Genomic DNA, 12657 nt, shown 5'->3' on the forward strand with positions numbered 1-12657 from the left:
AGGACCTCGACGTTCAGGCAGAGCGACTGCATCTCCTTCATGAGCACCTTGAACGACTCGGGGATGCCGGGCTCCTGGATGTTCTCGCCCTTGACGATCGCCTCGTACACCTTGACGCGGCCGAGGATGTCGTCGGACTTGATCGTGAGGAGCTCCTGGAGCGCGTAGGCGGCACCGTAGGCCTCGAGGGCCCACACCTCCATCTCACCGAAGCGCTGGCCGCCGAACTGGGCCTTACCACCGAGCGGCTGCTGGGTGATCATCGAGTACGGACCCGTCGACCGCGCGTGGATCTTGTCGTCCACGAGGTGGTGCAGCTTCAGGATGTACATGTAGCCGACCGAGATCGGAGCCGGGAACGGCTCGCCGGAGCGGCCGTCGAACAGCTGCGTCTTGCCCGACGAGTCGATGAGGCGGATGCCGTCGCGCGTGGGGGTCGTCGAGTCGAGCAGACCCGCGATCTCCTCCTCGAAGGCGCCGTCGAACACCGGGGTGGCGACCTTCGTGCCGGCGGGAGCCTCGAAGGCCTCCTTCGGCAGCCGGGCGGCCCACTCCGGGGTGCCCTCGACCTTCCAGCCCTGCTTCGCGATCCACCCGAGGTGGGTCTCGAGCACCTGGCCGAAGTTCATGCGACCGGGGATGCCGAGCGGGTTGAGGATCACGTCGACCGGGGTGCCGTCCGCGAGGAACGGCATGTCCTCGATCGGGAGGATCTTCGCGATGACGCCCTTGTTGCCGTGACGGCCGGCGAGCTTGTCGCCCTCGGTGATCTTGCGCTTCTGGGCGATGTAGACCACGACGCGGCGGTTGACGCCCGAGCCGAGCTCGTCGTCGCCGTCCTCGGCGTTGAACTCCTTGACCGCGATGATCGTGCCCTGCTCACCGTGGGGAACCTTCAGCGACGTGTCGCGCACTTCGCGGCTCTTCTCGTTGAAGATCGCGCGGAGCAGGCGCTCCTCGGCCGACAGCTCGGTCTCGCCCTTGGGCGTGACCTTGCCGACGAGGATGTCGCCGGGACGCACCTCGGCGCCGATGCGGATGATGCCGCGCTCGTCGAGGTCCTTCAGCAGGTCGGGGCTCACGTTCGGGAGGTCGCGCGTGATCTCCTCCTTGCCGAGCTTCGTGTCGCGGGCGTCCACCTCGTACTCCTCGATGTGGATCGAGGAGAGGGTGTCGTCCTTCACGAGGTCCTGGCTGAGGATGATGGCGTCCTCGAAGTTGTGGCCCTCCCACGTCATGAACGCGACGAGGAGGTTCTTGCCGAGCGCGAGCTCGCCGTTCTCCGTCGCCGGTCCGTCGGCGATGACCTCGCCGGCCTCGATGCGGTCGCCCGCCGAGACGATGACGCGCTGGTTGTACGACGTGCCCTGGTTCGAGCGGTCGAACTTGCGCAGGAAGTAGTCCTGCGTGCCGCCCTCGTCGAGCTGGACGGTCACGACGTCGGCCGAGACCTCGAGCACCACGCCCGGCTTCTCGGCGGTGACGACGTCACCGGCGTCGATCGCGGCGTAGCCCTCCATACCGGTGCCGACCACGGGCGACTCGGAGCGCAGGAGCGGCACGGCCTGGCGCTGCATGTTCGCACCCATGAGCGCGCGGTTGGCGTCGTCGTGCTCGAGGAACGGGATGAGCGAGGTCGCCACCGACACCATCTGGCGCGGCGAGACGTCCATGTAGCCGATCTCGTCGGCGTGGAACAGGTCGACCTCGCCGCCCTTCTTGCGCGCGAGGACGCGGTCCTCGGTGAAGTGGCCGTCGGCCTTGAGCGGCGCGTTGGCCTGGGCGACGATGTAGTCGTCCTCCTCCGACGCGGTCAGGTAGTCGATCTGGTCGGTGACCTTGCCCTTGACGACCTTGCGGTACGGCGTCTCGATGAAGCCGAACGCGTTGATGCGCGCGAACGACGCGAGCGAGCCGATCAGGCCGATGTTCGGGCCTTCCGGGGTCTCGATGGGGCACATGCGGCCGTAGTGCGACGGGTGGACGTCGCGGACCTCGACGCCGGCGCGCTCACGCGACAGACCGCCGGGGCCCAGCGCCGACAGGCGGCGCTTGTGGGTCAGGCCCGCGAGCGGGTTGTTCTGGTCCATGAACTGCGACAGCTGCGACGTGCCGAAGAACTCCTTGATCGCGGCCACGACGGGACGCACGTTGATCAGGGTCTGCGGCGTGATCGCCTCGATGTCCTGCGTGGTCATGCGCTCGCGGACGACGCGCTCCATGCGCGACAGACCGGTGCGGACCTGGTTCTGGATGAGCTCGCCGACCGCGCGGATGCGACGGTTGCCGAAGTTGTCGATGTCATCGATGTCGAGACGGATCTCGGCGGGCTTGCCGCCGCGGATGCCGTCGAACGTGACGTCGCCGCGGTGGATGCGGACGAGGTACTTGATCGTGGCGACGATGTCGTCGACCGTGAGCACCGAGTCCGAGAGCGGCTTGTCGAGACCGAGCTTCTGGTTGATCTTGTAGCGACCCACCTTGGCCAGGTCGTAGCGCTTCGGGTTGAAGTAGAAGTTGTCCAGCAGCGCGCGGGCGGCCTCGGCGGCGACCTGCTCGCCCGGACGGAGCTTGCGGTAGATGTCGCGGAGGGCGTCCTCCTTGGTGAGGATCGTGTCCTTGGACAGCGTCTCCTCGATCGACTCGAAGCCGGCGAACTCGGCGAGGATGTCCTCGCTGGTGAGGCCCAGCGCCTTGAGGAAGACGGTGACCGACTGCTTGCGCTTGCGGTCGATGCGCACGCCGACCTGGTCGCGCTTGTCGATCTCGAACTCGAGCCACGCACCGCGGCTGGGGATCACGCGCGCCGAGACGATGTCCTTGTCGGACGTCTTGTCGGCGGTCTTGTCGAAGTAGACGCCGGGCGAACGGACGAGCTGCGACACGACGACGCGCTCGGTGCCGTTGATGATGAAGGTGCCCTTGTCGGTCTGGAGCGGGAAGTCGCCCATGAAGACCGTCTGGGTCTTGATCTCACCGGTCTGGTGATTCATGAACTCGGCCTCGACGTAGAGCGGGGCGGCGTACGTCTTGCCGCGCTCCTTGCACTCCTCGATGGAGTACTTCTCGGGCTCGAGGTAGGGGTTCGTGAACGAGAGCTGCATGGTCTCGCTCAGGTCCTCGATCGGCGAGATCTCCTCGAAGATCTCCTCGAGGCCGCTGACCTCGGGGACATCCGAGCGGCCGGCGTCCTTGGCCTCGGCGACGCGCGCCTTCCACGCGTCATTGCCGACCAGCCAGTCGAAGGACTCGGTCTGAAGCGCCAGCAGGTCGGGGACCGTCAGCGTGTCGGAGATCTTGGCGAACGAGAGGCGGGATGCTCCGCGGCCGTTCTTGGGGGTGGTGGTGGTTGCGTTGCGCGCAGCAGCCAAGGGGATTACCTCCGTGGGCCCGTGTGAGGGGCACGTTTCCTTGTCGTCAGGGTGGAGTGCTCGTCGTTCCCCATTTGCCCGCGCGTCACGCCTCACCTTTCAGTGAGGGCGCGCAGGCACAGCCGACCACCATATGAGGGCAGGGGGAATCCAAGAGCGCAAGGACCTACTATACGTGGGATGGCGCGCCGTGTCCAGCGGGATCCTTGACGACTTTCGGATGCTGCGGTATAAACGCGCGATCCGGCGCCTCGCGCGGCATCCATCCCGCGAAAAATGATGGCGGGAGCGGTCCCGGCGGGTCCATGATGTGCACATGACTGGGGTGCAGCACCCCGTGATCCGCACGCCCGACCAGCGGATCCGGGTGTTCGTCAGCTCGACCCTCCGCGAGCTCGCCGACGAACGACGCGTCGTCAAGAGCGCCATCGAGCGGATGCGGCTGGCCCCCGTCATGTTCGAACTCGGCGCCCGCCCCCACCCGCCCCGCGAGCTCTACCGCTCCTACCTCGCCCAGAGCGACGTGTTCGTCGGCATCTACGGCTCCTCCTACGGCTGGGTCGCCCCCGACGAGGAGATCTCCGGCCTCGAGGACGAGTACAACCTCGCCCCCAAGACCATGCCCAAGCTCATCTACATCAAAGCCTCCGACAGCAGAGACGAACGCCTCACCGACCTCATCGCCCGCATCCAGGCCGACGACACCGCCGCCTACCTCCACTTCCACACCCCCGAAGACCTCGAAGACCAGGTCGCCGGCGACCTCGCCATGCTCCTGGCCGAACGCTTCGACGAATCGCGCATCGCCGAGGAGCCGGACCCGGAGACCGCCGCCGCGGCGCTGGTGGCGCGGGTGCCGGTGCCGTACACCACGACCATCGGCCGCGAGCAGGACATCGGCCGCGTCCGCGACCTCCTCGCCCGCGGGACCGACCGGGTCGTCAGCCTCATCGGGCCGGGCGGTATCGGCAAGAGCCGGCTCGCGATCGAGACGGCACTGGCCACCGAGGACCTCTTCCCCGACGGCACCTACTTCGTGCTGCTCGAGGGAGTGCTCGAGCCCGGGCTGCTGCTCCCGACGATCGCCTACACCCTCGGCATCCGGGACAACGGCGAAGCCGCGCTCGAGGAGCGCATCTCGCACGCCCTCGCCGACCGCAAGGTGCTCGTCGTCCTCGACAACTTCGAGCAGATCGTGGATGCCGCGCCCGTCCTGGTGCGCCTCTACACGGTGGCGCCGACGGCGACGTTCCTCGTCACGAGCCGCATCGTGCTGCGCATCCGGGGCGAGCGGGTCTTCGAGGTGCCGACCCTCACCACCCCTCCCGGGGACGCTCCGGCGAGCCTCGACCGCGCGACGCGGTCGGCTGCCGTCGCGCTGTTCGTTGACCGCGCGCAGGCGGTGAAGCCCGGCTTCGACCTGTCGGAGGAGAACGCCGCCGATCTGGCGGCGATCTGCCGGCGCCTCGAGGGGCTGCCGCTGGCGATCGAGCTCGCCGCGGCGAAGGTGCGCATCCTCACCGCCTCGGGCATCGCGGACCGGCTCGAGCAGAGCCTGCCGCTTCTCACTGCGGCCGTGCGCGACCTGCCGGAGCGCCACCGGACGATGCGCGCCACGATCGACTGGAGCGTGAGCCTCCTGCCCGACTGGCAGCGCGAGCTGCTCGAGGACCTCGGCGTCTTCGCGACCCGCTTCACGCTGGACGCGGTGGAGGCCCTCGGGGTCGGACGCTCGTGGGAGGGCCAGGAGATCGACGGCCTCGCCGCCCTCGTCGACGGCTCCCTGGTCAAGCAGACCGAGATCGGCGGGAGGTCGGTGTTCTCGCTGCTCGCGATCGTGCGCGAGTACGCGCTCGGCCGGCTGAAGGCGCGCGGGGAGGCCGATCGCGTGCGCGCAGCGCACGCCGACTACTACTTCGAGCTCGTGCGCCGCATCGCGCCGGGGCTCGGCGGCGAGGCGCAGGCCGACGCCGTCGTGCAGCTGGGACTCGAGCTGCCCAACCTGCGTGCCGCCGTGCGCCACCTCATCTACACCGACCGGCTCGACGACGCCGGGGACTTCGCGTGGAGCCTGCTCATCTACTGGTGGATCTCGGGGTTCTTCGCCGAGGTTCGCCTGTGGATGCTCGAGCTCCTCGAGAAGCAGCACGAGAAGCCGATCACCCAGCACACGCGGGCGGTGGCCTGGTTCCTCGCGCTGTGGGGCGAGATGTGGCAGCGTCCGAGCGAGCAGGTCGTCGCCGGCCTCGGCGAGTGCGTCCGCCTCTTCACCGAGAGCGGCGACGAGGATGCCGCGGCGATGGCCCTCGCCGCGCGTGCGACCGCGCGCGTCCAGCTGCGCGATCCGAACGCGGCCAAGGCCGCGAAGGAGCTGACCAAGGCCGTCGCGAAGCTCCACGAACTCGGCAACGGCTGGGCCGAGGCCATCACCGAGGTCTCGCTCGGACGCCTGGCCTGGGTGCGCGCAGACACCGATGCGGCACTCGGCCACTTCGAGCGGGCGCGCGAGATCGCCTCGGCGCGGGGTGACCTGTTCACGACCTCCGTCGCCGGCAACCTCTGGTCGCGGCTGAGCTTCCAGCTCGGCCACCTCGACGCGGCCGAGCAGGAGTTCGTGAGCACCCTCCTGCTGTCGGTGCGCCTCCATTATGAGGAAGGCGTGGCGTACGGCCTCGAGGGCGTCTGCGGCGTCGCGGCCGCGCGTGGTGAGGCGTGGCGTGCCGCGGCGCTCGCGGTCGCGGCGGGCGTGATCCGGCGGCGCATCGGGATCTTCGACGCCGAGGCCTTCACGGTGCACACGCCGTACCTCGACATCCTGCGCGGGCGCGATCCCGAGAGCGTCGCGGCCGGCGAGGCGGCCGGTGCCGAGATGCGCGTGGCCGAGGCGGTCGTCCTGGCCCTGCCGCCGGAGCACCACGCCGCCGTCGAGGAGACCCTGCGGCACTGGTGAGGCCGCGGCGGCTAGTCGGATCCGCGGGCGTGGCGGAATCGGATGCGGGTTCCCGGCCGTGCCTGCGCGATCAGGTCGAGCGAAGCATCCGTCATCACCGCGATCACGGGATAGCCGCCCGTCACCGGGCCGTCGGCGAGCAGCACGGTCGGCCTGCCGCTGGGCGGCACCTGCAGGGCGCCCGGCACCATGCCCTCGCTCGGCAGCTCCTCGGTGCGCGACCGCACGAGCTCGGGGCCGTCCAGCCGCGCGCCGACGCGATCGGCCTGGTTCGACACGGTCCAGACGGCCTCGAAGAGCGCCCCCGCCGCGCCGGGGGCGAACCAGTCGGCACGCGGACCCGGGGCGAGCTCGAGCGTCAGCTCGTCGTCATGGGGCGCTCCCCACTGCGCGGGCGGTGCGACGGGGATCGGGACGGATGCCTCGTCCCGCACGCCGACGCGCGCACCGGCGCGCAGGGCGGGCGGCCCGAGCCCGGCGAGCAGGTCGGCCGACAGCGACCCGAGCGCGGCCCGGCCGTCGAGTCCGCCGCGCACCGCGAGGTACGCCCGCGCGCCGTGCGCGAACCAGTCCAGGTGCAGCTCGGACCCGGCCGGCCACAGGTGCGCCTCGTACGGGTCGATCTCGCGCCCGTCGAGCCGGATCGGGCCCCAGGCGCCGGTCACCGCGAACCAGAGGTCACGTGCGGCGACGGCGCGCAGGCCACCCATCGTGACCTCGACGCCGGCGGCGGATTCGGGATTGCCGACGAGGCGGTTCGCCGTGCGCAGCGCTCCGCGGTCGAGGGCGCCGGAGCCCGAGACGCCGAGCGCCGCCGCCCCCGGGCGCCCGAGATCCTGCAGCGTCGACAGCAGCCCGGGCTCGACGACCTCGAATCCGGTCAAGGAACGGGGAGAAATGCCACGATCGCCCGCGCTGGACGGCGCTGCCGCGGCATTTCTCCCCGTTCCTTGACGGCCGCGGGCCGGCACCGAGCGGAATCGCACCAGCGCTCCCGGGGCGAGGAGTGCGGGGGAGACGGCATCCGGATCGAACAGCGTCGCGGTCGTCGTGCCGATCAGCCGCCAGCCGCCGGGGGTTTCGCGCGGATATGCGCCCGAGAACCGGCCGGCGAGGCCGACGGCGCCGGCGGGCACGCGCGTGCGCGGCGCGTCCAGCCGGGGCACGTCGAACGGCCAGTCGTTGCTGACGAGGTAGCCGAAGCCGGGAGCGAATCCGGTGAACGCCACGGTCCACCCGGCGGCCGCGTGACGGCCGGCGAGCGCCTCCGAGCTCATCCCGAGGAGGTCGGCGGTCTCGGCGAGGTCCGCGCCGTCGTAGGCGATGTCGAGCTCGACGGGCGCGGCGGTCTGCGGCGGAGCGCCCTGCGCCGCCGCCGCCGTCGCCGCCGCCCACGTGCGTGCGGCGGCGAGCGGCAGCACGCGGGGGTCGACCCGCACGAGCACTGTGCGGGCGGCCGGCACGAGGTCGGTGACACCCTCCGGGCGCGTGACATCGAGGGCCTGATGGAGCGCGAGCACGTCCGCGAGGCCGTGCGTCTCGACGAGGAGCGCACGCTCCCCCATCGGCAGCACGCGGGCGGTCACCACGGCGCGCGCACCTCGATGCCGGCCGCGTCGAGCGCGGCACGCACCGACCGGGCCATCGCCACCGCCGCGGGGCTGTCGCCGTGCAGGCACAGCGACGCCGCGTCGGCGCGGACGAGCGTCCCGTCGACCGCCTCGACGACGCCCTCCCGCACCAGCCGTACCGCACGGGCGGCGACGGCGTCGGGCTGGTCGAGCAGGGCTCCGGGGGCGGAGCGCGGCACGAGGCGGCCGGCGCCCGTGTAGCCGCGATCGAGGAACGCCTCGCGCACGAAGGGGAGCCCCGCGGATGCCGCGGCCCGCACGATCTCGCCGTCCAGGCCGAGCACCGGCAGCGCGCGGCCGAGAAGCGCGGCGTGGGGGGCCCCCGCCCGGGCGACGGCGTCGGCCTGCGCCCGGTCGGCGGTGACGGCGTGGTACAGCGCGCCGTGCGGCTTGACGTATCGGATGTCGGCGCCCGCCGCGACGAGAGCGCCGAGCTGGACCGCCACGGCCGCGGCGAGCTCATCGGGCGAGATCGCCATCGGCAGGCGGCCGAAGTTCGCGCGGTCGGGATACGACGGATGCGCGCCGACGGCCACGCCGTGCCGGGCGGCTCGCTCGACGGAATCGCGCATGGAGGCCGCATCCCCCGCGTGCCCGCCGCACGCGACGCTGGCGCTGGAGATCACCGCGAACATCGCCTCGTCGTCGGCGGTCGCGACGCCGTCGACGGTCTCGCCGAGATCGGCGTTGAGGTCGATGGCCGCCATGGCTCCACGCTAGTCGGGCGGCACGAGCGCGACGGCGTTACGACTGCGTAAAGGCTGGGGGCGGACGGATGCGCGGATCCCGGCGGGAAGGCAGGATGGACCAATGGCCCGATCCACCGAACGTCTCGCGGCCGGGACGCCGCTGCTCCAGGTCCGCGACGTCGCCGTCGAGTTCCGCACCATCGACGGCACGGTGCACGCCGTCGAAGGCGTCGACCTCGATCTCGCCGCCGGCGAGACGCTCGCGATCGTCGGGGAGTCGGGCTCGGGCAAGTCCACCACCGCGATGGCGGTCATCGGCCTCCTCCCCGGCAACGGCAAGGTCACGCAGGGCAGCATCATGTTCGAGGGCGAGGACCTCGTCGGCGCCTCGGAGAGCGTGATGCGCACCATCCGGGGCCGGTCGATCGGACTCGTCCCGCAGGACCCGATGTCCAACCTCAATCCCGTCGCGAAGATCGGGACGCAGATCGCCGAGACGCTCCTCGCCCACGGTCTCGCGACGCGCAGGAACGTCGACCAGCGCGTGGTCGAGACCCTCGCCGCCGCCGGCCTGCCCGACGCCGCCGAGCGCGCCAAGCAGTATCCGCACGAGTTCTCGGGCGGCATGCGCCAGCGCGCGCTGATCGCCATCGGCCTCGCCTGCAACCCGAAGCTCCTCATCGCCGACGAGCCCACGAGCGCCCTCGACGTCACGGTGCAGAAGACGATCCTCGACCAGCTCGATCGCATGACGGGCGAGCTGGGCACCGCCCTCATGCTCATCACGCACGACCTCGGCCTCGCCGCAGAGCGCGCGTCCCGCGTCGTCGTCATGAACCGCGGACGCATCGTCGAGCAGGGCCCCGCCCGTCAGATCCTCGAGGACCCGCAGCAGCCCTACACCCAGGCCCTCGTCCGGGCCGCGCCCTCCGTGGCGGCGGTGCGGCTGCGTCCCGAGGTGTTCCGGCGCGCCGCCACCGCGAGCGCCTCCCCCGACATCGCACCCGCCCCCCTGACGACGGATGCCGCGGTCACGCCGGCTTCAGTCACGCCGGGTGCGACCGCGCCGCGCGTGCCGGACGCCTCGGCCGAGGCATCCGCACCCGATCACATTGTCGAGGTCGAGGGCCTCACCAAGACCTACAAGGTGCGCGGCAGCAAAGAGGACTTCGTCGCCGTCGACGACGTGTCGTTCGCGATTCCCCGCGGCGAGACCGTCGCCATCGTGGGCGAGTCCGGCTCGGGGAAGACGACCACGGCGCGCATGATGCTCAAGGTCATCGAGCCGACGAGCGGCGTCATCCGCTTCGACGGGCAGGACGTCGCCACGCTCAAGGGCGGCGACCTGAAGCAGTTCCGGCAGCGGGTCCAGCCGATCTTCCAGGACCCGTACTCGTCGCTGAACCCGATGTTCTCGATCGAGCGGATCATCTCGGAGCCCCTCGAGTTCTACAAGCGCGGCTCGGCGAAGGAGCGCGCGGCGCGCGTGCGGCAGCTGCTGGACGACGTGGCGCTGCCGCAGACCATGCTGCGGCGTTACCCCTCGGAGCTCTCCGGCGGTCAGCGGCAGCGCGTCGCGATCGCCCGCGCCCTCGCGCTGTCGCCCGACATGATCGTGTGCGACGAGCCGGTGTCCGCGCTGGATGTGCTCGTGCAGGACCAGGTGCTCACGCTGCTGCGCGACCTGCAGCGGGAGTACGGCCTGAGCTACCTCTTCATCTCGCACGACCTCGCAGTGGTGCGCCTGATCAGCGACTACGTCTGCGTCATGAAGGACGGGGCGATGGTCGAGGCCGCGACGAGCGAGGAGATCTTCACCAATCCGCGCGACGCCTACACGCGCCGGCTGCTGGCGTCGATCCCCGGCAACGAGCTCGACATCGCCGTCTGATCCTGCACTCCGGCGCGGTGCGCCTCAACCCGCGTGAGGCCTCAGCGCGCGCGCGTGCGAGGATCCATGGCCTCGCGCAGGGCCTCGCCGAGCAGCGTGAACCCGAGCGCGGTCACGGTGATGCAGATGCCCGGCAGGAAGGCGAGCGACGGCGCGATCGCGAGTTCGAGCTGGGCGTAGGTGAGCATCCGTCCCCACTCCGCCGTCTGCGGCACGTCGCCGCCGAGACCGAGGTAGGAGAGCGCGGCGGCCTCGATGACCGCCGTCGCCAGCGACAGGGTGCCCTGCACGATGACCGGGCCGACCGCGTTGGGCAGCACGTGCGTCATCGTGATGGTCCCCCGGCCGAGGCCGAGGGTCTGCGCCGACAGGACGTAGTCGGCGTTGCGCTGCTGCAGCATGGATGCTCGGAGCAGTCGCGCGAAGACGGGCACCTGCACCACGCCGATCGCGATCATCAGCGAGGCCTGGTTCTGCCCGATCACCGCCGCGACCGAGACCGCGAGGAGCAGCGAGGGCACCGACAGCATGATGTCCACGATGCGCATGATGAGGGTGTCGACCCACCCGCCGAACATGCCGCACAGGAAGCCGAGGATCATGCCGCCGATCAGGCCGATCGCTGTGGACACGACGCCGATCACGAGCGTGGCGCGCGCACCCCAGATCAGCTTGGACAGCACGTCGCCGCCGAAGCGGTCGAGGCCGAGCGGGAACTCGGGGATCTCTCCCGGTCCGGGGATGTAGGTCGGCGTGATGTAGCGCTGTCCGGGCAGCTCGGTGGGACCGTAGGGCGCGAGCCACGGGGCGAGGAGCGCGACGAGGAGGAAGACGGCGACGATGGCCGCGCCGACCCACGCGCTCGGGTTTCGGCGCAGCCGCCGGAAGACGTCGCGCCAGAATCCGCCGCCCGAGGTGCGGGCGGAGAGGAGCTCCTTGTCGTCGACGGCGGTGTCGTCGACGGGTCCGCCGCTGGGGGCGGGAGGAAGCATCGCGGATGTCATGAGACCCTCACTCTCGGGTCGATGAAGCTGTAGGACACGTCGACGGCCAGATTGATCAGGGCGTAGCCGACCGCGATGAAGATGATGAAGCCCTGCAGCACCGGATAGTCACGGGAGAAGATCGCCCGGTACAGGAACGATCCGATGCCCGGGAACGCGAAGACCGTCTCGGTGAGCACCGCCCCCGAGATGAGCAGCCCGACCTGGAGGCCGATCGTCGTGATGACGGGCAGCATCGCGTTGCGCAGGATGAAGCGCGACCGGATCGTCGAGCGCGGGACTCCCTTGGCCATGCCGGTGCGCACGTAGTCGGAGTTCTGCACCTCGAGCACGGACGCGCGGGTGATGCGCGTGATGATGGCCAGCGGAATGGTCGCGAGGGCGATGGCCGGGAGGATGAGGTGCAGGAACGCGTCCCACGCGGCATCCCACTCCCCGGTCAGGATGCCGTCGAGCACATAGAAGCCGGTGTAGTGCGTGGCGTCCATTCGCGGATCCTGACGCCCCTCGGAGGGGAGCCAGCCCAGCTGGACGGCGAAGATCCACTTGAGGATGAACGCGAGGAAGAAGACGGGGATCGTGATGCCCAGCAGGCTCGCGCCCACGAGGAAGTGATCGGATGCCTTCCCGTGGCGCCGCGCGGCGATGTAGCCGAGCGGGATGCCGACGCCGACGGCGAGGATGATGGCGAAGATGGTGAGCTCGAGCGTGGCCGGGAACCGGCGCATGAACTCCTCGACGACGGGGACACGGGTCTGCAGCGAGACCCCGAAGTCCCCGGAGAGGAGCTGACCCATCCACGTGAGGTACTGCTCGATGAGGGGCTTGTCGAAGCCGTAGGCCTCGTTGATCTCGGCGATGGCCTCGGGCGTCGCGCGCTCACCGAGCAGCGCGACGGCGGGACCGCCGGGGAGGGCGCGGACCCACAGGAAGAGCAGGACCGAGAGCCCGAAGAGGGTCGGGATGAGGAGGAGGAGCCGATGGCCGATGGTGCGTAGCACGGGGTGGTTTCTCCGGAAGGGCGGCCGAGACCGCGCGAGTCGGGCCGGACAGCGGGCGGGGTGCCGCGGCCGATCATCCGGCCGCGGCACCCGCTGCGTCGAGCCTTACTCGCTGAGCTC

The 12657-nt window shown here is 70.7% G+C and carries 7 protein-coding genes; 2 read left to right on the plus strand and 5 right to left on the minus strand.

Annotated features, from left to right (window positions below):
* The coding region (rpoB, locus tag ACE3O1_RS11765) for a DNA-directed RNA polymerase subunit beta (protein ID WP_374315240.1) at positions 1-3371 on the minus strand (3371 nt) is incomplete at its 3' end.
* Between the two features lie 316 nt (positions 3372-3687).
* On the opposite strand from rpoB, the gene ACE3O1_RS11770 reads away from it, so the two are divergent.
* The gene (locus ACE3O1_RS11770) at positions 3688-6321 is read left to right on the plus strand and encodes a DUF4062 domain-containing protein (protein ID WP_374315243.1); all 2634 of its coding nucleotides are present in this window, start codon (positions 3688-3690) and stop codon (positions 6319-6321) included.
* 11 nt (positions 6322-6332) lie between these two features.
* Here ACE3O1_RS11770 and ACE3O1_RS11775 read toward each other — a convergent pair whose 3' ends face one another.
* Positions 6333-7910: a 5-oxoprolinase/urea amidolyase family protein gene (locus tag ACE3O1_RS11775; protein ID WP_374315245.1), complete on the minus strand. Its 1578-nt coding sequence runs from the start codon at positions 7908-7910 to the stop codon at positions 6333-6335.
* Complete coding sequence (locus tag ACE3O1_RS11780) at positions 7904-8659, minus strand: LamB/YcsF family protein (protein WP_374315247.1); 756 nt, start codon at positions 8657-8659, stop codon at positions 7904-7906. Before ACE3O1_RS11780 ends, ACE3O1_RS11775 begins: the two co-directional genes overlap by 7 nt.
* Before the next feature lie 103 nt (positions 8660-8762).
* On the opposite strand from ACE3O1_RS11780, the gene ACE3O1_RS11785 reads away from it, so the two are divergent.
* Positions 8763-10532 carry an ABC transporter ATP-binding protein gene (locus ACE3O1_RS11785; protein WP_374315248.1) on the plus strand — a complete coding sequence of 590 codons (1770 nt, stop codon included), beginning with the start codon at positions 8763-8765 and terminating at the stop codon, positions 10530-10532.
* 41 nt (positions 10533-10573) lie between these two features.
* Here the strand turns inward: ACE3O1_RS11785 and ACE3O1_RS11790 are convergent, their stop codons facing one another.
* Complete coding sequence (locus ACE3O1_RS11790) at positions 10574-11536, minus strand: ABC transporter permease (protein ID WP_374315250.1); 963 nt, start codon at positions 11534-11536, stop codon at positions 10574-10576.
* Positions 11533-12537, minus strand: a complete 1005-nt coding sequence (locus tag ACE3O1_RS11795; protein WP_374315251.1) for an ABC transporter permease — start codon at positions 12535-12537, stop codon at positions 11533-11535. Before ACE3O1_RS11795 ends, ACE3O1_RS11790 begins: the two co-directional genes overlap by 4 nt.
* Between the last annotated feature and the right edge of the window lie 120 nt (positions 12538-12657).

The sequence above is a fragment of the Microbacterium sp. genome (assembly GCF_041909575.1).
Classification (GTDB): domain Bacteria; phylum Actinomycetota; class Actinomycetes; order Actinomycetales; family Microbacteriaceae; genus Microbacterium.

Bases quoted from the DNA above. Each gene is read 5' to 3' on its own strand.
- ACE3O1_RS11785 (WP_374315248.1), top strand. From the start codon at position 8,763: ATGGCCCGATCCACCGAACGTCTCGCGGCCGGGACGCCGCTGCTCCAG.
- ACE3O1_RS11780 (WP_374315247.1), bottom strand. From the start codon at position 8,659: ATGGCGGCCATCGACCTCAACGCCGATCTCGGCGAGACCGTCGACGGC.
- ACE3O1_RS11790 (WP_374315250.1), bottom strand. From the start codon at position 11,536: ATGACATCCGCGATGCTTCCTCCCGCCCCCAGCGGCGGACCCGTCGAC.
- ACE3O1_RS11770 (WP_374315243.1), top strand. From the start codon at position 3,688: ATGACTGGGGTGCAGCACCCCGTGATCCGCACGCCCGACCAGCGGATC.